Annotated in this window: 36 protein-coding genes; 7 read left to right on the forward strand and 29 right to left on the reverse strand. The window is 47.0% G+C overall.

What is annotated here, in order from left to right; translation table 11 throughout:
* Positions 1-18: 18 nt before the first annotated feature.
* The 27 genes from LIZ87_RS02030 to LIZ87_RS02160 form a co-directional block, all read right to left on the reverse strand.
* Positions 19-312 carry a hypothetical protein gene (locus LIZ87_RS02030; protein WP_227145069.1) on the reverse strand — a complete coding sequence of 98 codons (294 nt, stop codon included), beginning with the start codon at positions 310-312 and terminating at the stop codon, positions 19-21.
* Positions 313-323: 11 nt separating this feature from the next.
* Positions 324-1,289, reverse strand: a complete 966-nt coding sequence (locus tag LIZ87_RS02035) for a N4-gp56 family major capsid protein (RefSeq protein ID WP_264467853.1) — start codon at positions 1,287-1,289, stop codon at positions 324-326.
* Between the two features lie 40 nt (positions 1,290-1,329).
* Complete coding sequence (locus tag LIZ87_RS02040; protein WP_178315998.1) at positions 1,330-2,259, reverse strand: hypothetical protein; 930 nt, start codon at positions 2,257-2,259, stop codon at positions 1,330-1,332.
* A gap of 143 nt (positions 2,260-2,402) precedes the next feature.
* Positions 2,403-2,747 carry a ribosomal-processing cysteine protease Prp gene (locus LIZ87_RS02045; protein WP_178315997.1) on the reverse strand — a complete coding sequence of 115 codons (345 nt, stop codon included), beginning with the start codon at positions 2,745-2,747 and terminating at the stop codon, positions 2,403-2,405.
* The gene (locus LIZ87_RS02050; protein WP_227145071.1) at positions 2,747-4,654 is read right to left on the reverse strand and encodes a portal protein; all 1,908 of its coding nucleotides are present in this window, start codon (positions 4,652-4,654) and stop codon (positions 2,747-2,749) included. Before LIZ87_RS02050 ends, LIZ87_RS02045 begins: the two co-directional genes overlap by 1 nt.
* Before the next feature lie 9 nt (positions 4,655-4,663).
* Positions 4,664-6,151: a phage terminase large subunit gene (locus LIZ87_RS02055; RefSeq protein ID WP_178315996.1), complete on the reverse strand. Its 1,488-nt coding sequence runs from the start codon at positions 6,149-6,151 to the stop codon at positions 4,664-4,666.
* Entirely contained in the window at positions 6,129-6,650 is a 522-nt protein-coding gene (locus tag LIZ87_RS02060) for a helix-turn-helix domain-containing protein (protein WP_178315995.1), read from the reverse strand. Before LIZ87_RS02060 ends, LIZ87_RS02055 begins: the two co-directional genes overlap by 23 nt.
* A 165-nt stretch (positions 6,651-6,815) precedes the next feature.
* A complete protein-coding gene (locus LIZ87_RS02065) occupies positions 6,816-7,097 on the reverse strand; it encodes a hypothetical protein (protein WP_227145073.1) in 282 nt (93 codons plus the stop codon).
* Positions 7,069-7,386: a hypothetical protein gene (locus LIZ87_RS02070; RefSeq protein WP_227145074.1), complete on the reverse strand. Its 318-nt coding sequence runs from the start codon at positions 7,384-7,386 to the stop codon at positions 7,069-7,071. The genes LIZ87_RS02065 and LIZ87_RS02070 overlap by 29 nt, the downstream gene beginning before the upstream one ends.
* Positions 7,387-7,420: 34 nt before the next feature.
* Positions 7,421-8,290: a hypothetical protein gene (locus LIZ87_RS02075; protein ID WP_178315992.1), complete on the reverse strand. Its 870-nt coding sequence runs from the start codon at positions 8,288-8,290 to the stop codon at positions 7,421-7,423.
* 142 nt (positions 8,291-8,432) lie between these two features.
* On the reverse strand, positions 8,433-9,491 hold the full coding sequence (locus tag LIZ87_RS02080; protein WP_227145076.1) for a tyrosine-type recombinase/integrase: 1,059 nt from the start codon (positions 9,489-9,491) through the stop codon (positions 8,433-8,435).
* 144 nt (positions 9,492-9,635) lie between these two features.
* Positions 9,636-9,962, reverse strand: coding sequence for a hypothetical protein (locus LIZ87_RS02085; protein ID WP_227145078.1), 327 nt, complete (start codon positions 9,960-9,962; stop codon positions 9,636-9,638).
* A 151-nt stretch (positions 9,963-10,113) separates the two neighbouring features.
* Positions 10,114-10,395, reverse strand: coding sequence for a crAss001_48 related protein (locus LIZ87_RS02090; protein WP_227145080.1), 282 nt, complete (start codon positions 10,393-10,395; stop codon positions 10,114-10,116).
* Positions 10,396-10,436: 41 nt separating this feature from the next.
* A complete protein-coding gene (locus tag LIZ87_RS02095) occupies positions 10,437-10,676 on the reverse strand; it encodes a hypothetical protein (RefSeq protein ID WP_227145082.1) in 240 nt (79 codons plus the stop codon).
* A 19-nt stretch (positions 10,677-10,695) separates the two neighbouring features.
* Entirely contained in the window at positions 10,696-11,616 is a 921-nt protein-coding gene (locus tag LIZ87_RS02100) for a radical SAM protein (RefSeq protein WP_227145084.1), read from the reverse strand.
* A gap of 44 nt (positions 11,617-11,660) precedes the next feature.
* Positions 11,661-11,924, reverse strand: a complete 264-nt coding sequence (locus tag LIZ87_RS02105) for a hypothetical protein (protein WP_227145087.1) — start codon at positions 11,922-11,924, stop codon at positions 11,661-11,663.
* Positions 11,921-12,202, reverse strand: coding sequence for a DUF551 domain-containing protein (locus LIZ87_RS02110; protein ID WP_227145088.1), 282 nt, complete (start codon positions 12,200-12,202; stop codon positions 11,921-11,923). Before LIZ87_RS02110 ends, LIZ87_RS02105 begins: the two co-directional genes overlap by 4 nt.
* Positions 12,199-12,417 (reverse strand): hypothetical protein, encoded by a 219-nt coding sequence (locus tag LIZ87_RS02115; protein WP_227145090.1) that lies wholly within the window; start codon positions 12,415-12,417, stop codon positions 12,199-12,201. Before LIZ87_RS02115 ends, LIZ87_RS02110 begins: the two co-directional genes overlap by 4 nt.
* Complete coding sequence (locus LIZ87_RS02120; RefSeq protein WP_227145092.1) at positions 12,417-13,049, reverse strand: hypothetical protein; 633 nt, start codon at positions 13,047-13,049, stop codon at positions 12,417-12,419. Before LIZ87_RS02120 ends, LIZ87_RS02115 begins: the two co-directional genes overlap by 1 nt.
* Complete coding sequence (locus LIZ87_RS02125; protein WP_227145094.1) at positions 13,039-13,665, reverse strand: single-stranded DNA-binding protein; 627 nt, start codon at positions 13,663-13,665, stop codon at positions 13,039-13,041. Before LIZ87_RS02125 ends, LIZ87_RS02120 begins: the two co-directional genes overlap by 11 nt.
* Positions 13,662-13,865: a helix-turn-helix domain-containing protein gene (locus LIZ87_RS23050; protein ID WP_442912179.1), complete on the reverse strand. Its 204-nt coding sequence runs from the start codon at positions 13,863-13,865 to the stop codon at positions 13,662-13,664. The genes LIZ87_RS02125 and LIZ87_RS23050 overlap by 4 nt, the downstream gene beginning before the upstream one ends.
* Complete coding sequence (locus LIZ87_RS02135) at positions 13,817-14,014, reverse strand: hypothetical protein (RefSeq protein ID WP_227145096.1); 198 nt, start codon at positions 14,012-14,014, stop codon at positions 13,817-13,819. Before LIZ87_RS02135 ends, LIZ87_RS23050 begins: the two co-directional genes overlap by 49 nt.
* Positions 14,011-14,247, reverse strand: a complete 237-nt coding sequence (locus LIZ87_RS02140) for a hypothetical protein (RefSeq protein WP_227145098.1) — start codon at positions 14,245-14,247, stop codon at positions 14,011-14,013. Before LIZ87_RS02140 ends, LIZ87_RS02135 begins: the two co-directional genes overlap by 4 nt.
* The gene (locus LIZ87_RS02145; protein WP_227145100.1) at positions 14,244-14,525 is read right to left on the reverse strand and encodes a hypothetical protein; all 282 of its coding nucleotides are present in this window, start codon (positions 14,523-14,525) and stop codon (positions 14,244-14,246) included. Before LIZ87_RS02145 ends, LIZ87_RS02140 begins: the two co-directional genes overlap by 4 nt.
* A 246-nt stretch (positions 14,526-14,771) precedes the next feature.
* Positions 14,772-15,002, reverse strand: a complete 231-nt coding sequence (locus tag LIZ87_RS02150; RefSeq protein WP_227145102.1) for a hypothetical protein — start codon at positions 15,000-15,002, stop codon at positions 14,772-14,774.
* A 39-nt stretch (positions 15,003-15,041) separates the two neighbouring features.
* Positions 15,042-15,227 carry a hypothetical protein gene (locus LIZ87_RS02155; protein WP_227145105.1) on the reverse strand — a complete coding sequence of 62 codons (186 nt, stop codon included), beginning with the start codon at positions 15,225-15,227 and terminating at the stop codon, positions 15,042-15,044.
* A 62-nt stretch (positions 15,228-15,289) separates the two neighbouring features.
* A complete protein-coding gene (locus LIZ87_RS02160; RefSeq protein WP_227145107.1) occupies positions 15,290-15,439 on the reverse strand; it encodes a hypothetical protein in 150 nt (49 codons plus the stop codon).
* A gap of 129 nt (positions 15,440-15,568) precedes the next feature.
* On the opposite strand from LIZ87_RS02160, the gene LIZ87_RS02165 reads away from it, so the two are divergent.
* From LIZ87_RS02165 to LIZ87_RS02180, 4 genes are all read left to right on the forward strand, one after another.
* Positions 15,569-16,036, forward strand: coding sequence for a helix-turn-helix domain-containing protein (locus LIZ87_RS02165; protein ID WP_227145109.1), 468 nt, complete (start codon positions 15,569-15,571; stop codon positions 16,034-16,036).
* 41 nt (positions 16,037-16,077) lie between these two features.
* Positions 16,078-16,806: a hypothetical protein gene (locus LIZ87_RS02170; protein ID WP_227145111.1), complete on the forward strand. Its 729-nt coding sequence runs from the start codon at positions 16,078-16,080 to the stop codon at positions 16,804-16,806.
* Positions 16,807-16,950: 144 nt separating this feature from the next.
* The gene (locus tag LIZ87_RS02175) at positions 16,951-17,616 is read left to right on the forward strand and encodes a hypothetical protein (RefSeq protein WP_227145113.1); all 666 of its coding nucleotides are present in this window, start codon (positions 16,951-16,953) and stop codon (positions 17,614-17,616) included.
* A 2-nt stretch (positions 17,617-17,618) separates the two neighbouring features.
* A complete protein-coding gene (locus LIZ87_RS02180; protein ID WP_178316657.1) occupies positions 17,619-18,791 on the forward strand; it encodes a helix-turn-helix domain-containing protein in 1,173 nt (390 codons plus the stop codon).
* A gap of 40 nt (positions 18,792-18,831) precedes the next feature.
* Here the strand turns inward: LIZ87_RS02180 and LIZ87_RS22335 are convergent, their stop codons facing one another.
* Positions 18,832-18,957: a hypothetical protein gene (locus tag LIZ87_RS22335; protein WP_264467854.1), complete on the reverse strand. Its 126-nt coding sequence runs from the start codon at positions 18,955-18,957 to the stop codon at positions 18,832-18,834.
* Positions 18,958-19,027: 70 nt separating this feature from the next.
* Here LIZ87_RS22335 and LIZ87_RS02185 point away from each other — a divergent pair, with 70 nt between their 5' ends.
* Together LIZ87_RS02185 and LIZ87_RS02190 are read left to right on the forward strand one after the other, a co-directional pair.
* Positions 19,028-19,579 (forward strand): Uma2 family endonuclease, encoded by a 552-nt coding sequence (locus LIZ87_RS02185; RefSeq protein ID WP_178316656.1) that lies wholly within the window; start codon positions 19,028-19,030, stop codon positions 19,577-19,579.
* A 179-nt stretch (positions 19,580-19,758) separates the two neighbouring features.
* Positions 19,759-21,009 (forward strand): tyrosine-type recombinase/integrase, encoded by a 1,251-nt coding sequence (locus LIZ87_RS02190; RefSeq protein ID WP_178316655.1) that lies wholly within the window; start codon positions 19,759-19,761, stop codon positions 21,007-21,009.
* A 371-nt stretch (positions 21,010-21,380) separates the two neighbouring features.
* Here LIZ87_RS02190 and LIZ87_RS02195 read toward each other — a convergent pair whose 3' ends face one another.
* Positions 21,381-22,799, reverse strand: a complete 1,419-nt coding sequence (locus LIZ87_RS02195) for an alanine/glycine:cation symporter family protein (RefSeq protein WP_227145116.1) — start codon at positions 22,797-22,799, stop codon at positions 21,381-21,383.
* Between the two features lie 187 nt (positions 22,800-22,986).
* Here LIZ87_RS02195 and LIZ87_RS02200 point away from each other — a divergent pair, with 187 nt between their 5' ends.
* Entirely contained in the window at positions 22,987-23,970 is a 984-nt protein-coding gene (locus LIZ87_RS02200) for a zinc dependent phospholipase C family protein (protein ID WP_227145118.1), read from the forward strand.
* The last annotated feature ends 4 nt before the right edge of the window (positions 23,971-23,974 follow it).

Here is a 23,974-nt window from a genome sequence, read left to right on the forward strand (position 1 = left end):
TCCTCCCTGCGCCCTTTGTCAATTTTCCTTTATTTCCTGCTCCTTAAGCTTCTCCATGACCTGGATCGCATAATCGTTCTGGGCTGCGGAGTTTTTCAACACCTCAACTACCGCCTCCGGCATATCGACCACAACTCCCCGCTTGATAAGGTAACTCTTCCCGTTGACCCCTACAAACACATCCGCCCGGTCCAGTTCATTCCTGCCCTTCGGAATCATGAAGCTTACCATTTTCTCCCTCTGCACACCTGATGCTCCCGCATTCTCCATCTGTACACCCGATGCCTCCGTATTCTTTTCCTCGTTCTTCATCTTTACCTCCCCTAGTTCTCCACATGATCATTAAAGCTGGATGCTGTCTCAATCCGGACCATATACTGCTGGGACAAGATTTCTGTCACCTTCAATGCCTTCCATCCTACCGTTGCTCTCTGGTTCAGCGGATCCGCCGTGCCGGAAGATCCCAGCTGCTTAATGATCGTTTCCAGTCCTCCGCCTTCAACCTTTGTTGTCGCATAAGCATTGGCAGCAATAATCAATGTCGAATACACATCGATTCCGGACGCGCCAGCCTTTGCAAAGATCTTCGCCTCGGTTGTCTCCGCAAACCTTACGCCCTCAATCTCGCCAATTTCTCCCTGGTAGATCCTCTCCGGGTTCTTATATTTCACAACCTCCACGAATTTATCATCTTCCGTCAGGTCAAAGGAGCAATCCGGGTTAATGATCCCGTAATAATACCCGTTAATCCGCTTTGCGTTCTGCTTTTTCAGGAATCTTACCGCCATCTTGACCGCTCTCACTGTAAGCTTCATGTCAGCAGTAATGGCTGACCTGCTTGTTACCTGGCCCTCTGCATACTGCACATTTGTACCGCTGTTCATCACTTCCCTGGAAATGGTATCAAGAGTTCTCCCCGCCTGGTCTCCAATCAGCTCACTCGCCTCAACAATATTGTTGTCAATGGCCGTTAAGATCAGCATATCCGATAATGCAATAAAACCGCCGTACTGCTGCACCGTTGCCTCAATCTTTGTTACATTCATTGCCTGCCCGTCCGGAGTCACGCCCTCTGTTAATGGGGTAGTTGCTTTCGGCAGCTCATCATATTTGCGGAACTCAATCGTTTTTCCGCCATTCCTGGGAATATCCCTGGTCTGCGCCCACTGGTCATGAATAAGCAACGGCTTTGCATTCTCAATCAGGTTACGGTCATAGAAGGTTTTCATCTCAACCGTCATGCCATCTGCTGTTGTAACGTTAGCTGGAGCCCCTTCAAATAACCTCAAATTCAATAATATTAATTTTTTCACTCTTACTCCTCTCCGGTCAAAGGGTGACAACCTCTCCCCTCTTAACCCTGTCAACTAATTTCCTAAATTCCTCTTTCGATAATTCCATGACATTAATTTTTGCGCTGTTTGCCGCCCCTGTCCCTACGCCGTTTTCGGCCGGGCGTCCCTGGCCGGAACGGATATTGTCGGCCACTTTCTTTTTCGTGTCCTGTGCCGTCTGGGCCGCTATGCCTCTGGCAAGCTCCTCAAAGTGGCATGCCCTGTATGCTGCCTCCACCTCCAGTCCTGCCCCCAGCAAGCGCACAAACTGGGGATTGTTAAGCTCTATCTCCATGTCAAACTGGGGATACCTCTGGCGGCACGCCTCTGCCTCCCGGTCCCATCTGGCATAGGTCTCTTCCCTTTGGCGGTTCTGCTCTGCCCTCCTGGCGGCCTCCACCAGCTGCTTATGCTCTGACTCATACTTCTGCATCTTCTTGTACTGGTCTACAGACATATTTTCCTTCAAGGCAGCCTCTTCCCAGAAAGAATTATCCTTGTCCAGGGCGTCCATGATGGCCTGGACGTCTGTCCCCTCCACGCCATACTTAGAAGACAACATATTCAGCAATGGGTCATAGGAATCCAGTTGTTTCCTTAACTGCTCATTTTCCTTGTACCTGCGGTTTACTACCTTCTGCACGTCCTGGCTGTACAGATCCTTGAAATCCTCCTTAAAACGGCTGTACTGTGCTTTCCTTTCCTCCTCTGTCGGTTCAGCGGAGCCCTTCTGTGTTCCAGCTTCTGGTTCTCCTTCACCGCCAGCCGTTCCCTGCTGGGGCTGCGGGGCCGTTCCCTGTGATGCGGCGCTTCCCGGAGCGCTCTGCCCTCCTGGCAGCCCTCCCGCCATTCCTGCAGCAGACACTGCGCTTCCTGCTCCGCCTTCACCTTCAAAAAGCCTAAGATTTAACCATATTCTTTTCATATTCCGCTTTCCTTTCTGCACGGTCTCTCCCGAGTGTCTTACTACACGGTCTTTCCCGAGTGTCATGTTGCACGGTCTCTCCCGAGTGTCTTATTACACGGTCTCTCCCGAGTGTCTTATCCCATGTTAGCACATCCGCAGCGCTAAATCTCCCACCCCAGAAATACATAGGACGGGTAGGCCTTCGCCAGGAGTTCAAAGCCTGTCCGGACAGTTTTGGCTGTGGTTTTGATCTCCTCTTTGTACGCGCCCTTCGGTATCACCTTAATATCGATCAGCCCAGGTTTCACTACCATTTCATGGATTCCCAGCTTCCCCTCCTCTGCCATATCCAATACTCTCTGGACTGCCGTCTGCCCCAGCATGGAAGCAGCCGCGCATACGATATCATGCCCCTCCGGCAGCTGATGATCCGCCCCATATCCTGCATGGCCCTCTATACGCAAGTGGTAATACCCCGGAACCTCTGTCATCCTCACCTGTGTCATTACTTCACCTCCGTAGCCGTAGCCGTGCGTTCACGTGCCTTGCCAGCCGTACTATTATCCTGGTTAATGACATTCCCCAGGCTATTTGTTGAAATTTGGTTGCTCGGGTCTACATTGACTCCTGTCATTCCCATACCAGTAGCATCTCCAACCATCTCCTGTACTGCGGCCAGCAGATCCGGCCTCTGCGAGAAGTCTGTCACCATAGCCGCCAGCTGCATTACCAGCTGCCCCATCTGCTGCAGCTTCTGGTACATGGTCCCATTCTCGCTTATCTTTTTCATGACCTCATCCTTGCGGTCAAAATCCATCATATCTACCACTACTGCAGCCTGATCTGCAATCTGCGGGTTAAACAGACCCATCCCAAACAGCTCCTTTGCCAGCTCATTGTTGGCTATACGGCTGTAAGGGCTGGCCTTCTGCGCTGATACCTTCACGTCAAATACGGGACGCCTGCTGAAAATTTCCTCCTGGCCGCCCGGTAGCCCTGCCTGCTGGGGACTTAACATGCTGTTGTCAATTTCAATGTAACCAGCATTCCCATTTGGCTGTACAATGCGGAAGCACCGGGGCAGGGTGTAAAACTGCCTGATACACTCTATCACCAGCGTTACAACCTCCGCATGGGCAGCATAGGAACCCTTAATCATATCCCTGCTCAATTTTGATCCCGCCTCCTGCAAGGCTGCAATCGCGGATGCTGCCGTGACTCCCGATGAAGTAGCGCCCTGGGAAAAATCTCTATTGCCGGAGGTTTCCTTGATCTCCTCTATCTTCTCCTTGCGTATCTCCGTCACATAAGCTGACAATTGCGGGGGCGATATCTGCTTTAAGGTTCTGTCATCCAGGTTGCCTGTCACATGGACAATATCCCTTTTCAGATCGGCAAATTCCTCCTCATTGATCCCAACTCCATCCGTAGCAAAATAGCGCGGCTTGTTGAGGGATGCGCATTTCAGGATCACCTGATCCAGCTTATCAACATATTCCTGGGGATTTATCATCACATCCAGGTAGCCGAAGCCTGCCGGAGTACCTTTGTCGGGAAACATGATATCAAACACGAATGGATATTTCCCATGGTCATACCAGCCGCTCTCCCGCTGCTTCCCATCATTTTCCGTTGCATATAACACACAGCCAGGGATAAACTTGCAGTAATGCAGGACCGTCCGTATTCCGCCATTCTGCAGCCTTATCTTTTTCTTGTAATACCAGTCGATCACCTGCACCTTTTGCGAAGTGTCAATATTCTCCTCATATATGTACTCTGACTTTATAATCTCGCCAGTCCTCTTTGCCAGTCCTTTTGCCTGCGGATACAGCTCCTCCAGTTCCTTGCAGTCCATAAGCTCTGTCGTAAAAATATCCTTTGATTTCTGTATGTCCGTTATCCCCGGCTCCCAGAATATATTCATGATATCCTGGCATTTTACTTCGATATCTCCCAGACCATTTTCCTTTGAAGGATCCCAAAACACTCCATAAATGGCCGTCCCTGTCTTAGGCTTATCCCAGGAACCAGCGCTGTAGGCCTGGTCATAATGGTTCTGCTCCAGAATAACCGGGACAACCTCTGAAAGGATCTTTGCTGTCTCCTCATCCGACTCCTCCCGCGGAAGAATAGCCGGGCAAGGATAGTTGTCCTGGAAATCTGCATGTTTATTGATTAAGCTGTTAAAGAGCCAGCTGCTGGCAGGCTTCGGGTCATTCTCATTGCTGGAGTCACTTGCAAATCTCTCCCAGTGATGATTCTTCCACCACTCCTCTGCATTCACTACTCTTTTCTCCAGCGCTGACTTTCCCTGCTTATACCGCAGCAGGCGTTCCAGCGCCCCCTCAATCTCTTTTGTCCCGATTGCCTGATCTTTCTCATCCCCGTTTACCATTGCTCTGTCTTCCACTCTGACCTCCTAAATCCGTATAAATTGATACGTCCCCTGCCTCTCCTTCTTGTACAGATCCAGAGGATCATTCAGCGGCACAGGTTTTTTCATATTCTCCCTCCGCGCGATCTGGTGCTGCATCAAATAATATCTGCACTCATCATATACATGATCCTCTTGTGTCGTATCAATATCCTCAACATTTTTTTCGTCATATACCAGGGGAGGGATTGTCCGTATAAAAGCCTTGCACGTATTAAATACATAAAACATGGGCCTGCCTTCTGCATTGAAGGCCATACGGTAATGGTACTGCATTTTTCCTGCTATCCTGTGGTTGTCCCCCGGGCTCCAATACACTCCCTCCCGCGCCATGATGTCTGCAATGGAATCCCCTCTGCTGACATCAAAGATGGAGGGATCCGCTACCCCTGCTATCCTTCTGCCCTTCAGGTTTTCATCTGTCGACTCAATCTCACGGATCATACGGGCCTGCCCAGCCGGATCCACTTCAATGCCTTTATTGGCTTCGCCTTCCTTACAGCCATACAGCTCCCTTATGCGGTATACACATCCGTTGTAATCTACTGCATACCACCCGACAGAGAACGGTTTCGCATAACCAAAATCGTAACTTCTGCCAATGATCCATCCCTCCGGTATGCGGAAGGGCTCAATAACATGGGTCCATTGCTGGGTCTGGTATTCCGCCGGATCATTTCTCCATTCTGTGAACACCTGCCCGGAAAAAGAATCCCAGTCACCATAGAGCAGGGCCTTTCTCTCCGCCTCTGGCATCATTGCGAGATTCGCAATATATTCCGGGTTATTTTCCATGAGGGCCTGGTTATCAAATACGCTGCTCTGGATAAAAATACGGCTCCTTTTCATCCGTATGCTTTTCCCATCCGGCCCCTTTATTTCTACTTCCTGCTCAATCGTTGTTCCCGGCTCTGCAATACTGATAAAACGTGCCTTGACCCATGCATGGCCCGGCCCCCCTGGATTAGCCGTAGCCCTTATGTATGTCCGCAGTCCCGGCCCGGATGAACGTGTACGGGAAAACAGATACTCATACTCCTCCTGTGCAAAATGCGTAAGCTCATCAAAACCGACAAAATCAAAATGCCGCCCCTGGTATCTAAGTTTATCCTTCTTGTGCTGCATTGAGCCAAAATATATAATTGCCCCGCTTGGGAATTTCCATTCGTGCCGGCTTTCGTTATACCTGGCTTTGGGGTAGGCCGCCCCATACAGCTCATGGCTTCTGCTTATCAAGTCCGCCAGTTCTGGGTATGTTTTCCTGAATATGATCGCGCGGTAATGGGGTATCCCTACCTGCCTTAACGCCTCCACAAGCAGGTAATCTGATTTCCCTCCTCCTGCCGCCCCGCCATACAGCGCTTCAAATTCCGTCCTTGACATCATTACCTGCTGCCTTGGCTGCGGACACCATATAACACGCTCTGATCCAGCTGCATCCCTTATCTTTTTATTTTCCCTTCTCTTCACCATTCACTTCTTTTTGCAGCTCCTCTACCTGTGTCTGTGTCAGGACAATAATGCCTCCGCCCTCATCATCATTCCCATTATGTACCACCTTTTCCTTCCAGATCTCCGGCCTGCGGTTTTTCAGCCAGAATATAATGGCCTTAATATCCGGTTCCACATACTCTGTCTCCTCTGCATATTCGATCCTCTCATCCTCCGCTGCCCTCCGGCCTTTTTCGTCAAACTCTACGCGTTTCAGCTTAATTGCCTTCCTCTTTTTCGCCTCATACCCCTGTGTCATTCTGAACAAGCTGTTTTCCACCAGACGGTCCGCATATTCCTTTCCCGTTGACAATGCCTGCCGGATATTATCATTCTTCTTTTTCCATTCTGAAAGCGTTGAACGGCTTATACCTATCTGCTTCGCAATCTCTGCATCCGTCAGCCCCGCCCTTGCCCATGCCGTTAATATGGCAAGGTTATCCTGATTCTGAGCCCATTCCTGCCATTTCTGCCTTGCCATCCATCTCCTCCCCTTCCACGACCATTAAGCCGATTCTATCAGATCGCAATATGAAAATCTCCCACCCCAGAGAAGACCGCTTTTGTCCGGTTTCAGGGCATTAAAAAAGCGCCTTACCTGGCGCCTTTCTACTATTCCCGCGCGCGCGTGTACGCATACGCGCATTTATTGGTGTCCCGTTTCCTCCTGTTCCCCTGGCAGTTCTTTCACCATCACCTCCGTACACATATCCATGGATCCGTCCTGGTTCCTTCTTGCCAGATATCTTATCTTCTTTGCTGCCTCAAATTCCTCTGCATCAATGTGCACCACATCACCCAGCCTGGCAGCCAGCACTGTGATCCACAGCTGTGAACCGTCTGCAATCGCATTCGCACGCCGCATCCTCTCATCCTTTTCAAGCAGGCGGCGCTTTGCGTCACGTTCCTTTCTTTCTGCCAGCTCCACCCTTTCCCGTAAGCTTATCCTCTTCTTTGCCATGTTTTCTTTTTTCTCCTTTCTGACTCTCATATCTGTATATCGCTTTATAGTATGGGCATGTATCGTACATATCCTCACAAAACAACTGGGCATAGTTTTCCTTTTCTGCATGGGCACGGAAAACAACCTGGTTCTTGACATCAAATCCCAGGTTATTTTCTATGTTCCTGCATGTAATCGTGGCACTCTTTTTATCCGCTGTGCTGCGCGTTACATAAAAAGGGCAGTCCACACGTCTTATGTTTGGCACGATCATTCCTCCTCTAACCGCATACCATATGGCAGCCCGGTCAAGGCCGCTTCATCAGCCTTGCATAAATGTAGAACAACGCAAGCTTGTCATTATACTTTACCTCTGCATCCAGGAACCGATAGCCCGGATACGCCTTTTCCATCTCTTCTCCCAAAACAGTATAATCCTTTACCATCCTTCCCACTTTTGTCCTGCTGAATTTTGAATAGCTCCGGGTAGGCGGCGCTGGTTTTGTCAGATTCTTTGACGCGCACCACCTTTTTGTCCCGCGCGGATTATTTGACACATATGTAGCCAGGCCGGACAGAAGGAAATTATCGTCTGGCTTGATCCTCCTCGTATTTGGGCGGTCACATTTTCCCCACAGCTCCTCCAGCTCATCCCGGTCTATCCCCTTGCCTGTCATTAAGATATGGACGTGTGGCCTTGTATGTCCGTCAAATGCGATTATGTAGATGTACTTTATGTTGGGCTTCCCCGCTTTCTTCTGCCTGTAATTAATGCGTGCAATGAAATTTTTAACATCTTTTCTGGCTGCCGTGATATCCCCTGGCATGCAGGAATCATTCCAGCCAAAAGTTGCCCATATATCTCCCTTCCCAAAATTGATATTGGCAAGGCGTATCATATACCTTCTGGAATTTTTATCATTCAGGTTTTTCTGGGAAGGTTTACTCTCCCTCCTCTTTTTTGTTCTGGGAACATCGCTCTTTTTCGCAAAGCTGGGATACACCTGTGACTCCAAAAGGACAGCGCCGCTCTCCAGGTTTGGAGACTTCGTTGTGGTAGTCCGATAGCAGCAGGCCTCCCCTTTTTCTGCTAAGCGCTCCAGTTCCCATTCCTCAAGCTTATCCGCCTGCTCCTGGATGGCCTCCTCATAATCATAGTCATCGTAATGCTTCGTCATCCCATCCTGCTCCTTCGTGTATCCTGAATATTTTTGTATATCCCCCATTTGTTAATACCCATTACAAGGACGGATAAGCGTTCCTTCCTATATATTTGTAACAGGGCCGCCGACAGTCACCCATCGGCGGCATGGCATCCCTTTACGCGGCCCGTTCCCGTATATAACGCAGGGTCTTCGGCGTAGATTGTGCATAATACTGGGCAGTAACCGCCGGACTGGCATGTCCCATAATTTCTTGTATGGTTCCTATATCAACACCCTTATTCTTCAGGTGCATTCCCAATGTCTTCCTCATTTTATGAGGATATATCCGGCATTTAACTCCAGATCTCTTTCCTATTGCCTGCAATGCACTTCGTATCCCGCCCGTTGTCATCTTTCCATATGGCTTACGTGACTGCGGAAACATGTATGGACTATCATCATCTCTGCTGGCAAGATATTTCATATAATAGTACCTTGCCTCATCATCCAGATATATCGGACGGTACTTGCTGCTCTTCTCTCCCAGGATCATAATATCCCCAGTGGTAAGATCAATCTGGTCTAAGGTAATGTCTGTCACCTCTCCCGCACGGGCCCCGGTGCTCCTCAATACCTCCACCAGGGCGCGTTCCCTGGGCGTCCGGCAGGCGTCTCTGAGCTTTGACATATCCTCTGGGCAAAAATAATCGATAGGCTTTTTTATTTCTTTTCGCGGCTCTACTGCTTCCACTGGATTACACCGTATCAGCTTCTCGCGCCGCATCCACGTGAAAAAGGCAGAAAGAAAACGCCTTTCATTGTTAATTGTAGTAGCCTGGTTTCTCTTCCCTCCAGCATGTTCATTTCTGTGCTCATACCAGTGAAGATAATACGCCACATCTGATTCATCCATATCACTTAATGGCTTATTAATAAGGATTATCAGACGCTTTACTGCATTCAGATACGATTCCTTTGTCTTCTCTTTCAGATGCTTCTTTATGAGAAACAGCTGTATAATATACTGGTTCCTTTGATCGGTTTCATTATGGTATGTAATCGGAAGAGTGGTGATCTCTTCCATTTTTACTTTCAATAACTCATCATTCAAAACCATTTCCAATATCTGTAAATTCTCCGAGGATATATAGACTGACATGACTACAAGCACGTTATTAATGATGCCCCTTTTTACAGTTGGTTTCCCTGCATTATCCATATTCATTTTTTCCATGTATTTTTGCCTCCTTTGGTTGCTTAAGGAGCCAGAATATGGTATACTGTCCTTAAGCAGAAGAGCGGTACATTATACTTTGGACGGTTGATGTACCGCTTGTTTCTTTGTGCTTTCTTACTTTTCCCTGCTGCCCCATTGGAATCACCTTCTTTCTGTCATTATGTAAATGTCAGCAGTATATATCTTTTCATTTGCCATGCGGCTTCCGTACTCACAATTAATTTTCAAGGCCTGTTCTTTTACAATAATCTCTGCTATCATCTGTGCCAGTTCCCCGATAATATATTCCATATGCTCCGGCGCTTCCTCGCGTCCGGCATCCCATCTTTTCGCTGCCCTAAAATGCTTCAATCCTTCCCTTAACTCTCTTAAGTCACATTGTGCTATCCATAATTGCCTGCTAAGACGGGTATTCTCGGCCTTCAATTCCCGTATTTTCCTGCGTCTGCTCCCTCTCTGTTTCTTCATTCATTCTCCTTCTATGCCAGTATGTCCGACATATCCAACTGGTATATTGTCTCATAGTTCATTCAGATCACCTCTGTACGGCGCTCTCCCATCTCATCTTGATGCTCTATTTCCTCTTTGAATCTTACTTCAGTTTCATTTCTCGGCGCTCTTAATTGTATTCACAAAGGGAAGCACTTGTATCCAAATCAATATCTTCCATCACAGCTCTTGCTTCCAGAACCGCCATGTAATCTGTCATAGCCTTAATCTGCATATCGTACGTGCTTCTAGGACAAGTTGGCACAAAACCAAGTTCTGCCCCGCTGTCCCACTTATTGAGCATATTCTTCAACCCCCTGTATCTGATAATTAACTGCTGGTACTCTGCAATAAATCTCTCTTTGTAATCTGCGCTGGTCATTCCATTTACTGTATCTGCCAATTTCATCATAACCCTGCTTTCTCCGACACTCGGCAGTCGGCAGCCAAATTTCAGTTTTCATAATTATCCTTAATATTCTGGTTCCTTACACAACAGCTGCATTTCTGATGTCTTTTTCCAAGCCACTTACACCCTTTGCAATTCATCATCCGGTAATCATTCAGAGCCGCCTCGCTCCACCAACCGCATCCAATACTGGAATCAAGAAAGTATGGTGCTCGTCTCGATTCATCTACGCTTTCAATTGTAGCTTTTGCAAGGAATGTATCTCCTGCTTTGTACTTCGCCATCCTGCTACCTCCTCAAATCTTAATTTTGAATAAGTCCTTTTCTTTCGCAATACTGCTGCCAGGTCTCCGATCGGTAGCATCCGCCATAAACATATCTTTGTTGGAATTCCAGTTGCAGCTCGTTTGGCAGAATTCCTAACCGTTCATTACGCTCTGCTTGTGCGTATAGATTGATTGCCTTATAGCCTTTCAATGCTTCCACCCTGTCAGCAGCATCCTCAAGATCCGCCGTTACCAGAAGATAAATGAATATCCTATAGGGTTTCACCCCATACTTGCCCAGTAGTTCTACAGTTTGCCTAATGGGCTTGATCTGTGATTTCTGATCACAGGAAAAACGGATAAATCTGATCCACTTTAGCCCTGAAAGAATATTCGCAATCCGATCATCCACCAGCCGCGCATCCATGCCCTGGTTGAGGTCGATGCGGTATCCGCTCCCGATCAGACCTTCCAATTGCTGTATGCCATATTCGCAAGCCAGGATGTTATTATCCATCAACACCAGCTTGTCCGTATCCTGCCTCACGATATCCTCCCATCGCCGGTATGGTCTTATCTGGCCCTCCTTCTTAGGAACCACACACCACCGGCAATGATTGGGGCATCCACGAGTCAGATAACCTATCGCATAGTCACATTCCGGATAGATGCCGTAATCCGGAAACATAGCATCAATCTCTGGCGGCAGCTCCTGGTTCATTGGCAGGTCACGATAGCCAGTCCCTCCCCGTATTGCATCCTCTGGGAGATAGGGATCTGTTGGCGTGAAATCAAATACCTTGCTGCTGTACACCCGGTCATACTGATATAGCGGATTCCACCATTCTACAATATCTCCCTGCGCTTTATGCCATGCAGATATTTTCATGATGGCATAATTCGGAAATGTTTTGTTTCGAAAATACTCCTTCTCTGCATCGTGAAGTCCGACTATCATCTCTGCCTCCTCAATCTTAATTTTACTCTTATCATTTCATCTGCTTAATGTTCTGTCCAATCATCAAATTCTGGTTCTCCATCAGCTTCTATAGATTCGTTAGATCCAGCAACACCAATCAATTTATTTAACCCACCATTTCCAGCATAAGCATGAACTCCTTTAAATTTCTTTGCTTCAATTTCAATCTCTTCTTCTCCGTTTTCAGCCTCTACAGTAATTGTAGCTACTACTGGCACCATTCCATGTACATCATATTTTTTCATAGTTTCCTTTTTCTCCTTAAATAAAATTCCGATTCTGCTCACACGTCCTCTGCCCGGTACGGCTCCGGCAGTGGCCTCCAGGCATTGACATATAAACCCTGGCTGGCACAGCTATCTTCATCATCGCCCACATAAAAGGCACCGCCCTCTGTGTCTTCTTCATAGCGCCCCACCAGCGGAATTGAAAAATTTTCAAATGATAGCAGGATATAATCCTTACCTTCCGGCAGCCGCTCCTCCACCGGGATCCAGCGGTACTTTGCCTTCAGTTCTGCGAGCTTCTTCTTCAGATCCTGGATCTGTAAATCCTTTTCTGTCATGCATCCTCCTCCAGCAGTTTCTCCAGTTCCGGGAGCTGGCATATACCTTCGCATCCAATGTCCTGCCCCCACCAGCTGCATGTTTCGCAGTCTTTTCCATCGCCACCGATTACCCCTGCTTTCGCTGCGCAGTCCCGGTAATCCTTTTCTATCTCTTCGGTCACGTGAACCAGCAGCTCTGCCTGGCTGGTGAGCGGTATTGTTATGTCTCTCATTACATTCCCTCCCTGATCGTCTCATATAAGCCCTTCTTCTCATTCCACTTCACAGCTACCGGCGCCCCGCAGTCAAGGCAATTGATATCAAATGCTGTATCGGTCATATTGGTCATATACCGGAATCCCTTCCCGCATTCGCACCGGACATATATGGGGACCAGAGGTGCAGCATCAAAAAAAGTGGTTTCTCCGCAGGTTTTGCAGAAGTACCGTTCCGATCCGGTTCTTGTGAAATATCCTCTTGCCTCCCCGCAGTTTGGACACTTGATATACATGAATCCCTTATAGAGCATTTTTGCAGGCTGTGGGGCCTCCGCCGGTTCCGGTTGCCCCGGTTCCTCCGCTGGAGGGATCAGGAGTTCTGCTTCCTCCTGAAGAGGAGCAAGCTCCGGACCATCAAGGACGGAATCCCCGGCAGCCGGATTCTCTGCCGGCGGTACCTCCATCTGTTTCCGTTCTTCGTGTCGGGTCTCCGGAATTCTCATATCTGGTTCTGCCGGATCTCCTGGCTGCTTTTTCCCTCCAGCCAGCCGTAGCAGCTCCGCCATCTTCCAGAACATCCGCCGCGCCTGTCCGTCCTCCAGCTCCATCACCATGTATGCTCCCTGCATTGATACCCTAATCTTCATCCACAACCTCCAATCTCGAAACAGACACCTCATAGGCCGTCCGTACTTCGCTCTCCGTCTCACTCAGCTTCTTTGTGTACTCCCTGCTCTGAATACGTCCCCAAATACGTATCCTGGTACCCACCTGAAATCCTGCCGCATAGCGGGCATTTCTGCCCCATGCAATACAGGGTATGTAATCCGATCTTCCGTAGCTGCGGTTTACCGCCAGCAGAAGGTCGGCGATTTCCCTGTTCAGCGGCGTTTTACGGTAGACCGGTTCCTTGCAAATATAACCTTCCAGGAAGATCTGGTTGCTCTGATCGCCGCCCACTGGCTCTGTATACCAGATCTCCTTCACGAACAAAAACAGGATCAGCCTTCTTTTTGCCTCTTCCTGGCGATTGTATGACTGGAACTTCCCAGTCACTTCCACAGTGCATCCCGAATAATCCTGCCGGACATCCATAAGCCGCTCTGACACCATCAGCGGGATGATATCTTCCGTTCCGCTGAGGCGGGGCGATGCCAGATCCACCGTGTAGAACTTCTCGCCAAAAACCTCATGACTGTAGGTAAATCCTGAGATGATTTTTCCTGTTACCTGTACCTTATTATTTTCTCTTAGTTCATTCATTCTGTTTTCTCCCTCTGCCCGTAGGCCTTTAACAGCCTCTGCACGGTTGTTTTTGATTTTCCCAGTTTCTGAGCGATCTCTCTAACGGAGAGACCTTTTTCCTGCAGCCTTGCCGCCCGCTCTTCGTCTGCTTCTTTTCTCCCCTGGCCTTTCAGGGTATTACTGATCGTACTTTCGCTGTATCCTGTTTCTTTCGTAATTTCCCTGTGACCTGCATCTTTGTAAGCACGGTCCTGGAACCGCTTCCGTCTCCATTGCTTACGGACTCCTTACAGGTAATGTAATCGCCTATATGGACAGAGCCCTTAAACACCTGCAGTTCCTGCTGTGTAATTCCTCCTGTGATCATCGTCTCCTCCTTGAGTAGTTCCTTAGTCTCCTTCCGAAAATATGCTCCTCCTCAGAGATCTCCTCCCTCCCGTTCCAAAATCTGGTCTCATACCAGTAATTGCCGGAAGCATCCCGGTAAAACACACATATCCTGTCCCCGCGCTGTGTTCTTCCGATAATGGCCGCCCTGGTATGTTCTTCCTTACTCTCTATGCTCCGGGCATTCTGCCAGGCTTTCTCCAGCTCTGTCATGGCGGACCTCCGGGGAGGTGTAAGATCTCTATGCGCCCTATTTCGTCCTCCCGGAAGCTGTGGCCGTTGACCGTATACAGGACATACGGTCCCAGGATCTCACATGCAACACTCCGCACCCGGAGCGTATAGCGTTTCTGAGGGCATTTTTCGGGATGGCCGATATTGGGACACATGGTTTCATCATCATCTATCCGGCTACATTCATGGCACGGGATCTTCCCGATATAGCTTATGGTCTTCCCTGGAAGGCCCCATATCTTTCTGGTATCACACATCTCCCAGGAAAATGAAGCCGTCCGCCGGTTCTGGTGCCGGTTCCTCCGCCTCCTCCATTTTTGATAGCTCTCCCGGTCACTGTCTTTCAGGGAAAGATTCCTCCTAACGAAACAGAAAAAATAAATTCACAAGGACAGAACAAATACATGCAAGCACCCATACCGTTTCCCTAAACTTCCGTATTTCGGCCTCATCCTTCGCTGCATAAAACAGCTTTCTCCAATATCTGCTCTCTTCGTCTCGACTCATCGTCTTGCTCCTCCCTCAATTTCTTCAACTGCCTGGTCTATCTCGCTTATGCTCCGACCCAAATACTGGGCCAATTTATTTACCCATATGATAGGGCTGGCTCTGTTGCCATTCTTTCTATATTCTCCGATATCCCACTCTCCCAGCCTCATTTTTTCTAACAGGTAGGTAGATGACACTCCCATAATCTTTGCCGCCGTGGCAGTCCGTATCCGATTCTTATGCATCTCTGACAGCCCCCTCTTGATATTGCTTTATGCCTCGGATCAATATTCTGCTTTTACAATCGAAATGGGGAAATTTTCATAATATGATTTTCCCTCAAGCTCTCTCTTCACCTGCTCTCTGTCAATAGAGATACCGTGGTATAATCCAACCATCCAAAGAGCGTTTAATGCATCCTCTTCATCTCTGAACAGAGAGGAGCCATAATTGCAATGCACTTCATACATAGTTTTATCCCCCAAATTTTAGATGTTTAAATATCATTAGGAATTTCTCCTCCTCTGCCCCGTCAGGCTGACTGCTTCTCTTCTGCTTCATCTTGTGTTTTTCCCTTCTGTACTCCTATCATGTAGCCGAGAACGAACATCTTATTGTCTGGTGACAAGTTTTTAAACTCTGATGCTGTTGATTCAATTAACTCTTTTTTACAATCATCCATGGCTATCCTCCTTTTTTGTTGATTCTGTTTACATTATAGTTACGTAAATAAACTTTGTCAATGATTTTCTGCAACTTTTTGTTGACTTACGTAACTTTTTATAGTATTGTTTTTACAGGAGGTATTACAATGAACACTCGTTTAAAAGAACTTCGCAAAACTTTAGATTTGAGTCAAGAATCCTTTGGCCGCCGATTAGGAGTAACAAAAGCCTCTATCAGCCGCTTAGAAAATGGGGCAAATAATTTCACTGAGCAAATGCTAAAATCTATCTGTCGTGAATTTAATGTGAGTTATTTATGGCTCACAGAAGGTTCTGGCCCCATGTTCTCTGAACCTGATATTGATTATGCTGCTCGCATTGATCGTATTATGTCTGGAGAAAATGAATTTGCGAAGAATATTTTCAAAATGTTTTCTCAATACGATGATAATGATTGGAAAGATCTGCAACGTTTGATAAAAAAGTTACACTTTGACGATGGTGATAGTCTCAAAATGCCATCAGATTTGACTGCAACCAATATCCACCCACAGACCGCCGAGGAGTTAGAGGAACAATTTCCGCCAGAAGATCACTTTCCTCATGCCGGATAAATGTGACAATATCTCTTACGTAATTAAGAAGAAGGGATTATATGCGATTTATAAAAAATACTAATTTGATAGGTTGTTTGATATCTTCTGTACTTTATATTGCTTTATTTCTGGTGGCATCTATACCCTTTGGCGTAGACAGGGGTATGATTCTGTCCGTAATTACATGGGGTATTCTTATATTGGTATGTCACGCTCTTATACGTATTTTTGTGGGTGAAAAAAGATATAAGACCGTTGTGAACGATATTTTAATCGAAAATTATATTGGCTACTTACCATTTGTAGCTTCATGGGATATAGCAAAAAAACTTATTAATCTTATAGATTATGATGGTGCGAATGAATTTTTGAAAAGAAATACCCTCATCTGCCTAAATGCACTTGATGGAATTTTTAAATTCTCAGAGAGACACGAAATATTGCAATATTTTCGGGATGGTGGCTGGGAAAATCACGATGAAACTCAAGACAGGTATCAACTATGGCAATATATTTTTTCACATAATTGCTTTTCTAATGATTATGATACGCCTCTTCGTATTGCTTATATTGTATCTGTTGATTATTTGTTATATTTATGTACCTACTCTTCAAATAGCTTATCGCAAGAACAAGTTGTTGCATTCAAATATTTCTGTGACAAATTATATTGTTCTAGCTTCGCAAATAATTTAGATGAATTATACCAGGCTGATTTTCGTGACAAAATTGAACATCGCTTATTACAAATTTGTAAAGACTGTAACGAGCTAAAGGCTAAAAGCTAATCATTATAAGGAGATAAAACGAGTAAGCTAATTTATACTCATGTTTATATTCCACTTGACTTTTTTCTCATTTTTATAAAATATACTTGAAGTTTTTTATTTTATTATATACAATACTTGTATAATTCATAAAGGAGTGTATATATGGCATTTGATGAGAAATTATTTCAAGACAATTTTTCTTTTGGGGTTAGGGCTTCTATTGCTAATACTATCCGAATAGCAACAGCCGCATTTACTTCTTTCTGGAAGGATAATGCTTCCTTCCTCAATGGTGCAGATGAACTATATGGACGAATTCTTGACTATGCTGTCAAACGGCAATTTCAAAATTCTGCCCCCTTGACATCTGCAAATTATTTTGCCTCCATTAAGGAAACAAATTTTTGTAAAGGATCTGCAGTCTTCTTAGATACCCATGACTATGTGATCAATGTATGTCGAACAGTAAAGCCTAACAGGCTTCCCTGTAAAGCTGCCTATAAATTACGACTTGCCCAAGGCAATCGGGAGGATGTAGCCCAAATGGAGCTGTTTCTCCCTGAAAATGATAACCAGTTAAGTACGCGGCCCCCTAAGCATTATGCCATTATCGGCTATCGTTATTTCAACCAGAAGCTTCAACACCTTAATATTCTGGTTCCTGATCCGGCATTTACAAGTATCCTGTATTCACTGGATTTACTTAAGCAGATAACGGAATACTATCACTATGTCCCTGAGAAATTGGTTGAAGAAAATGTTGCCACTTTAAAGAGTGAAATCCTTCAAGCAGCTCAAATCAAAAATTTAATTGTATCAGGTGAATAAAAATGATTACACAAAAGGAGATCATTCCTTATAGGATTTATCAGGCCCGAGTTTCCCGCGGCTTATCCATGCCAGAATTGGCGGAGCTGATCGAGGTTTCAAAGCAGGCTGTCTCACAATATGAAACAGGAAAAAGTAAGCCATCCGAAGGCACATTAAACCGAATTGCTGATGTATTACGATACTCGCCGGATTTCTTTCGGAAACCGCTTCTTGCCAATACCTCCGCATCCAGCGGTATATTTTTCAGAAGTAAAAAGACAGCCAAAGCCAAAGATTTGAAAGCAGCAGAGGTAAAGCTTGAGATATTACAGGAGATCAACAGCTACCTTTCACAGTATATTGATTTTCCTAAGGTCAAATTTCCTAAGGCAGATTATGATTATCACGAAATAATACCTATTGGAAATGATGAGATAGAAGCCTATGCTCAAACATTACGTAAATTTTGGAATCTTGGAAATGGCCCTATTGATAACCTTATTAATGTTGTCCAAAAAAATGGCATTGTGATTTCTTCTTCCCATTTTAATCTCGGTAAACTGGATGGCTTATCCGAATGGAGCAACAATACTCCCACTATCTTCATGAGCCGTGACAAAGATACAAACTGCCGTATACGTTTTGGAATCGCACATGAACTAGGCCACCTGCTTATGCACGCTGGTAACATTCCTCCGGAAGATATACTTAATAAAACTATCCACTCAAAACTAGAGGATGAAGCAAACCGATTTGCAGGCGCATTTTTACTTCCTGCGGAAAGCTTTGGGGGTGACGTTTTTAGCTCCTCTATTGATCATTTTATCCAGCTAAAAGCCAAATGGAAGGTATCTATTGCTGCCATGATTTATCGTTGCCAGTCTCTCAATATTTTAACGGTAAATCAAATTAAATACCTAAATGATCAATTAACCTATTTACACTACCGACAACACGAGCCTCTGGACTCCGAAATGCCTATTGAGCAGCCATTTGCCCATAAGCAGGCTGTCAATTTACTCTTGGAGTACAATATTATTCAGCCACTGGATTTTGTCAGAGCGATCGGCTGTACCGCCAGTGAATTAGAAGATTACTGTTGCCTGCCTAAAGGAACGTTATCGCAAACTAATTCAGACAATATCATTCAGTTGCGCTCTACTCCAAAAAAGACCATTCATACAGTAGGCTGAATGGTATTCTTCCATAATACACCCAATCCTGGGCCATTGGTTAGAATACTATGATATAGATCTGTGCCACACCCTCGAAGTCAAGATTATAGTATATGGTTTTTCTGTTCTTATAATACAGTGCGTATACTTTCTTGTCTTTATAACGTATGTATTTTCTTGTCATATATGTCATCCTTTCCTTATGATGGATTGGGTGCACAGACTATTATAAGTCCATGAGAGGAGGATTTTTCATGTTACAGCCGAAACAACGCTATTATACATCGGAGGATTACTGGAACCTGCCGGAGGGAGAACGGGCCGAGCTGATTGATGGAAGGCTTTATGCCATGGCCCCACCCAGCCGGATCCACCAAAAGCTTGTCATGGAACTGTCTGCTCTTTTCCACCAATATGTCAAATCCCAGGGCGGAGACTGCCAGGTTTACCCTGCCCCCTTCGCCGTCAACCTGGACGCGGATGACAAGAACTGGGTAGAGCCTGATATCTCTGTGATCTGCGACAAGAGCAAGCTTACAGACCGGGGCTGTAAGGGGGCACCAGACTTTATTGCAGAGATTGTTTCCCCCGGCAGCCGGAAGATTGATTACTCCACAAAGAACACGCTGTACTCTGACGCTGGCGTCAGGGAATACTGGATTGTGGATCCGGCAAAAGAGCGCACCACTGTATACCGCTATGAGGAGGACGCAGCTCCCACCATCTTCCCTTTTGCCAGCGATATCCAGGTAGGTATCTATCAGTCCCTGTCTATCAATATCGGTGATCTTCTCTCTGAAGAATGATCCGGCAGCATAATAAAAACCGCCCCTGCGCCAACAGGAACGGTCTTTACAGATACTATTGCAGGACACAATGCCAGAAATAATATCAGGTCTCCCAACCTGTGAATATTATACCATCTGGCATCCATTTCTGCAATGGGTGTTATTTTTATACTCAAACTTAGGAAGGATGTGTATATATGGCTCTTATTCTGTGTCCTGAATGTAATGGAAACGTAAGCGACAAAGCCGCTTCCTGCCCACACTGCGGATATCCCATCTGCTCCCCTCCGGCCCCCAGACGCGGACGGCCTCCAAAGACTACAACAACAGATATGGACTTCCGCCTTCCCAATGGTTACGGAACAATCAAGACCTTAAGCGGAAAACGGCGCAGGCCTTACGCCGCATACGTAAATCCCCGCCTGGTCTTAAATGAAGGAAAAGGCACTGCTTATTATGCATATGACTTCTTAGGCTCTTACTCTTCCAAAATAGATGCTTATGCGGCCATAACCCAATACAATCAGAATCCCACGGCGATCTATAAGGATATCACCGTTAAGGAACTGTTTGACAAATGGTGTCCTTCCTACATCAAAGAGAACAATTACGATGACATTATGCGGAAACGGTATGAGAATCAGTTTTCCTACTGCAGCCCCCTGTATAAGGTTAAGGTTCGTGACACCAGTCCGGCTCTGCTAAAGGAAACCATTGAGAATGCCTCCCATCTGGCAACCAGAGGGCCCAATCAGGGAAAGAGCGTTGAGGCTTCCCCCATAATTAAGGGGAATATAAAGTCCCTGCTCAATATGCTGTTTGACTATGCTGTTTTTCTCCGTATTGTCACTGAAAACTATGCCAGGACCTTCAATATCGGTGTAGAAGAAACGCAGAAACGGGAGGGATGCCCCTACAGTGCTGATGAACGTGAAATTTTATGGAAACATTCCGGTTCTCTTTTCATTGATGCTACCCTGGTGCAGTTTTATTCCGGCTGGAGGCCGGGCGAATTATTTAATATCGCCCTGGAGAACGTTGATTTTCAGAACCTGGTTTTTACAGGAGGAATCAAAACGCCGGCAGGTATTGACCGGGCAATTCCGATCCATACCAGGATCCTCCCTATTGTGGAGCATTATTATAAGCAGGCCCTGTCCATCGGCCGCCCTGTCCTTTTTGGACGTCCCGCCCCCTTTAAAGGCTCCTACCTTTACAATGACAACTCAATCCGTTATTCGCTGATTAAGGAGCTGAAGGCTCTGGGCATAACCGGCCATCTTCCGCATGACGGCCGCCATACCTTTTCAACTCTTGCCAAAAAGGCCGGCATGGATGATTATGCCCGTAAAAAGCTAATGGGCCACTCTATCAAAGATCTGACGGATAAGGTATACACCCACCTGGATATGGAATGGTTCCGGCAAGAGCTTGAAAAAATCAAATAAGCTGCCTAGTACGTATACTATTATGTAACTATCTAATTATTGTTTTAAAATTGTATGTGCCTTTTTGTGTTGCCATAGCAACATTTTCCCGTTATTCCCGTCATTTTTTCTGTCATATTTCCCCATGTTCAGAAGTTCATAATTCGTTCACAAAATTCAAAAAACCTTTACATAAACAACATGATTTCTTCATGTTTAACCGATATACTTTAACCATAGAAACAAACAAGAACATACATGTAACACCTAATACGCTTACAAGATTTTTTTCATAATACTCGAGCTGGTAAGCAATTATCAGCTCTCCTCCCTTTTAATAATACTTTTTCCGAAGGAACGTATCATCCGCCAGATGATGCGTTCTCTTTGTTTTATGTCCCATTCTCCTGTACAGGCAAAGTTACTTCTCCCGCAAGGAACAAAAGGGCTGTCAGATTGGGAAATGCCATAAGGCCGTTCCATATATCAGACAGCAGCCACACCACATCCAGCCGTCCCTCACTTCCAATGAAAACAGCTCCCAGAAATAGCACGGGATAAATGCGGTCACAAAATATGCCCTCCAGCAGGCGGTCCCCCGTAACCCCCTGCACCAGATAGGCACCGGCCTGTCTTCCAACGTAATACCAGGCCATGATGGTGGCAAAGGCAAAGACCACCATAGAACCGCTGACAAGATATTCTCCCGCCCTTCCCAGTCTGCTGCCAAAGCACCAGGCAGCCAGGGCTGCTCCCTCTCCGGGGAGCTCATCAGGGGAGATCCCTGCTGTGCACAGAATGACCAGCGCAGTCAGCGTGCATAATATGACCGTGTCAAAAAACACCTCAAACATGGCCCACATCCCCTGCTCGTGAGGCGTGGTGCACTCCGCAGGCCCGTGGAGGATGGCCAGGGTGCCCAGGCCGGCCTCATTGGAGAAGACTCCGCGGGAAATGCCATAGCGTATGCTTCTGCTCACCGCGTATCCTGCAGCCCCTCCTGCTGCGGACTCTGGCCGGAAGGCGGAAGAAAACATGGCTGCCAAGGCCGCCGGTATCCTGTCATAGCAGGAAAGAATGACAAGGAGGGAAAACATAATATAGATGCCTGAGGCTGCCGGCATCAGCCTCTCCGCCACACAGCCGATGCGCCGGATGCCGCCCCATATCACAAGGGCCAGAAGTCCTGTAAATACCAGCCCGCCTGTGAATGCAGGCACATTCCACGTATAGCTCATAGTTCCCACAGCGGAATTGGCCTGTACCATACTGCCCATTCCCAGGGAACACAGCAGGCAGAAAAAGCTGTATAAAACGGCCATTCCCTTGACCCCCAGCCCCCGCTCCATATACACAAAGGGGCCGCACAGATAGTGCCCGTCTGTTCCCTTATAGCGGTAACGGATCCCCAGCATGGTTTCCCCATAAGCTGTCATCATCCCGATCAGGGCGGAGACCCACATCCAGAACAGAGCTCCGGGACCTCCTGCTGCCAGGGCCGTAGCCACCCCTGCAATGTTCCCCGTTCCCACTGTGGCTGCCAGGGCTGTGCACACGGACTGAAACTGGCTGACGGTTCTCTTTCCACTGTTCCCCGTGCCTGCTCCCCCTTCCTCCTCTTCCTTTTCCTCTTCCTTCCGCTCCTGCGCAAGAAGTCTCCCTGCGGTCGCTCCCCACCAGACCCGAAAGCCTCTTATCTGGAAAAAACGGCATTTTACCGTATAAAATATCCCCACTCCCAAGAACAGGAGCAATGTCCATGGCCCCCAGACCATCCGATGTATCTGCTCCAGCCACCATAAACCTCTCATCACTCATACTCCCCAGCCTTGCGGTCTCTCACTATCTGTCTTATTCCACCGCTCCCTCCTCTATGACAAAAATGCACTCCCTCCCACCTCGCATTTTCATATGGAATATGTTATACTTTCGTTAAGAAACAACGTAACTGTGAGGGTACTGAACAGTTACGAAACAACAAAGAAAAGAGGACTGCCAATGCCAGGTTTTACCACCCACTATATCCTGGGCATGAAAGCCTATAATGATATGCCCACCAACAGTTTGAAATTCATCATTGCCAAATACCGCTGGCTCTACCAGTTGGGCCTTCAGGGGCCGGATATCTTTTTTTATAATCTCCCTATCCTGCGCCACAGAGACCACCGCAATGTAGGCTCCTACATGCATGATCACCATGTAAATGAATTTTTCCGCTGCTCCTTCTCCAGACTGGCACGCATTGAATCCAGGCAGCAGCGGGAACAGGGACTTGCCTTTTTATGCGGCTTTCTCTGCCACTATGTAGGCGATTCCATCTGCCACCCCTATGTATACGGCAGGATCAAGTACGATGTCCAGCATCCCGGTCCTTACTACCACGGCCTTCACGCCAAGCTGGAAAATGATATCGATGCCCTTCTATTAAAAAAGTACAAAAAAAAGAAGCCCTCCCAGTTCAACCAGGCGGCTACGATCTGTTTAAATGGCATGGAGACTCAGTTTATCTCCCGTTTTTTGGCCGACTGCATCAACGAGGCCTTCTATCCCTTGAGCTACAAGAACCGCTATCAGGTAACGGCCCGTATGATACACCGCTCCATATTGGCTATCCGCTTCGGCTGCCGGACACTCTCCGATCCAAACAGCCGCAAGAAGGACAAGATCGAGTTCTTTGAATCCCTGATCTTCAAGGCTCCCGTTGCATCCAGCAAGCTTGTGACAGATACCGTGGAGGATCCCGTGTGGAGCTTAAACCTCCGCCATGAGACCTGGTGCAATCCCTGGGACAAGCGCATTGCCTCCCAGGCCTCCTTCCCGGACCTGTTCCGCCAGTCACTGGCTAAGCTGGATACCCTGTACTACATCATCAACTCCATCATAGGCTCAGACCGCACCCTGTCTGTTCCTGCTTTGGAAAAGCTTCTCATGGAGCTGGGAGATTATTCCTACCACAGCGGCCTGCCCTGCGTGGATGACTGACGGA

The organism is Lacrimispora sp. 210928-DFI.3.58 (genome assembly GCF_020554865.1).
Lineage (GTDB): Bacteria > Bacillota > Clostridia > Lachnospirales > Lachnospiraceae > Enterocloster.

What these genes read in the sequence shown, in the direction of transcription:
- LIZ87_RS22335 (WP_264467854.1), bottom strand. Translation starts at nt 18,957, where the DNA reads ATGACAAGAAAATACATACGTTATAAAGACAAGAAAGTATACGCACTG.
- LIZ87_RS02135 (WP_227145096.1), bottom strand. Translation starts at nt 14,014, where the DNA reads ATGATCACAGGAGGAATTACACAGCAGGAACTGCAGGTGTTTAAGGGC.
- LIZ87_RS02120 (WP_227145092.1), bottom strand. Translation starts at nt 13,049, where the DNA reads ATGAAGATTAGGGTATCAATGCAGGGAGCATACATGGTGATGGAGCTG.
- LIZ87_RS02030 (WP_227145069.1), bottom strand. Translation starts at nt 312, where the DNA reads ATGAAGAACGAGGAAAAGAATACGGAGGCATCGGGTGTACAGATGGAG.
- LIZ87_RS02080 (WP_227145076.1), bottom strand. Translation starts at nt 9,491, where the DNA reads ATGGAAAAAATGAATATGGATAATGCAGGGAAACCAACTGTAAAAAGG.
- LIZ87_RS02045 (WP_178315997.1), bottom strand. Translation starts at nt 2,747, where the DNA reads ATGACACAGGTGAGGATGACAGAGGTTCCGGGGTATTACCACTTGCGT.
- LIZ87_RS02180 (WP_178316657.1), top strand. Translation starts at nt 17,619, where the DNA reads ATGATTACACAAAAGGAGATCATTCCTTATAGGATTTATCAGGCCCGA.
- LIZ87_RS02190 (WP_178316655.1), top strand. Translation starts at nt 19,759, where the DNA reads ATGGCTCTTATTCTGTGTCCTGAATGTAATGGAAACGTAAGCGACAAA.
- LIZ87_RS02090 (WP_227145080.1), bottom strand. Translation starts at nt 10,395, where the DNA reads ATGATGAAATTGGCAGATACAGTAAATGGAATGACCAGCGCAGATTAC.
- LIZ87_RS02200 (WP_227145118.1), top strand. Translation starts at nt 22,987, where the DNA reads ATGCCAGGTTTTACCACCCACTATATCCTGGGCATGAAAGCCTATAAT.
- LIZ87_RS02115 (WP_227145090.1), bottom strand. Translation starts at nt 12,417, where the DNA reads ATGAGAGACATAACAATACCGCTCACCAGCCAGGCAGAGCTGCTGGTT.
- LIZ87_RS02095 (WP_227145082.1), bottom strand. Translation starts at nt 10,676, where the DNA reads ATGGCGAAGTACAAAGCAGGAGATACATTCCTTGCAAAAGCTACAATT.
- LIZ87_RS02085 (WP_227145078.1), bottom strand. Translation starts at nt 9,962, where the DNA reads ATGAAGAAACAGAGAGGGAGCAGACGCAGGAAAATACGGGAATTGAAG.
- LIZ87_RS02040 (WP_178315998.1), bottom strand. Translation starts at nt 2,259, where the DNA reads ATGAAAAGAATATGGTTAAATCTTAGGCTTTTTGAAGGTGAAGGCGGA.
- LIZ87_RS02195 (WP_227145116.1), bottom strand. Translation starts at nt 22,799, where the DNA reads ATGAGAGGTTTATGGTGGCTGGAGCAGATACATCGGATGGTCTGGGGG.
- LIZ87_RS02055 (WP_178315996.1), bottom strand. Translation starts at nt 6,151, where the DNA reads ATGGTGAAGAGAAGGGAAAATAAAAAGATAAGGGATGCAGCTGGATCA.
- LIZ87_RS02155 (WP_227145105.1), bottom strand. Translation starts at nt 15,227, where the DNA reads ATGTATGAAGTGCATTGCAATTATGGCTCCTCTCTGTTCAGAGATGAA.
- LIZ87_RS02140 (WP_227145098.1), bottom strand. Translation starts at nt 14,247, where the DNA reads ATGACAGAGCTGGAGAAAGCCTGGCAGAATGCCCGGAGCATAGAGAGT.
- LIZ87_RS02160 (WP_227145107.1), bottom strand. Translation starts at nt 15,439, where the DNA reads ATGGATGATTGTAAAAAAGAGTTAATTGAATCAACAGCATCAGAGTTT.
- LIZ87_RS02075 (WP_178315992.1), bottom strand. Translation starts at nt 8,290, where the DNA reads ATGACGAAGCATTACGATGACTATGATTATGAGGAGGCCATCCAGGAG.
- LIZ87_RS02110 (WP_227145088.1), bottom strand. Translation starts at nt 12,202, where the DNA reads ATGACAGAAAAGGATTTACAGATCCAGGATCTGAAGAAGAAGCTCGCA.
- LIZ87_RS02125 (WP_227145094.1), bottom strand. Translation starts at nt 13,665, where the DNA reads ATGAATGAACTAAGAGAAAATAATAAGGTACAGGTAACAGGAAAAATC.
- LIZ87_RS02070 (WP_227145074.1), bottom strand. Translation starts at nt 7,386, where the DNA reads ATGATCGTGCCAAACATAAGACGTGTGGACTGCCCTTTTTATGTAACG.
- LIZ87_RS02150 (WP_227145102.1), bottom strand. Translation starts at nt 15,002, where the DNA reads ATGCATAAGAATCGGATACGGACTGCCACGGCGGCAAAGATTATGGGA.
- LIZ87_RS02100 (WP_227145084.1), bottom strand. Translation starts at nt 11,616, where the DNA reads ATGATAGTCGGACTTCACGATGCAGAGAAGGAGTATTTTCGAAACAAA.
- LIZ87_RS02175 (WP_227145113.1), top strand. Translation starts at nt 16,951, where the DNA reads ATGGCATTTGATGAGAAATTATTTCAAGACAATTTTTCTTTTGGGGTT.
- LIZ87_RS02165 (WP_227145109.1), top strand. Translation starts at nt 15,569, where the DNA reads ATGAACACTCGTTTAAAAGAACTTCGCAAAACTTTAGATTTGAGTCAA.
- LIZ87_RS02185 (WP_178316656.1), top strand. Translation starts at nt 19,028, where the DNA reads ATGTTACAGCCGAAACAACGCTATTATACATCGGAGGATTACTGGAAC.
- LIZ87_RS02170 (WP_227145111.1), top strand. Translation starts at nt 16,078, where the DNA reads ATGCGATTTATAAAAAATACTAATTTGATAGGTTGTTTGATATCTTCT.
- LIZ87_RS02060 (WP_178315995.1), bottom strand. Translation starts at nt 6,650, where the DNA reads ATGGCAAGGCAGAAATGGCAGGAATGGGCTCAGAATCAGGATAACCTT.
- LIZ87_RS02145 (WP_227145100.1), bottom strand. Translation starts at nt 14,525, where the DNA reads ATGTGTGATACCAGAAAGATATGGGGCCTTCCAGGGAAGACCATAAGC.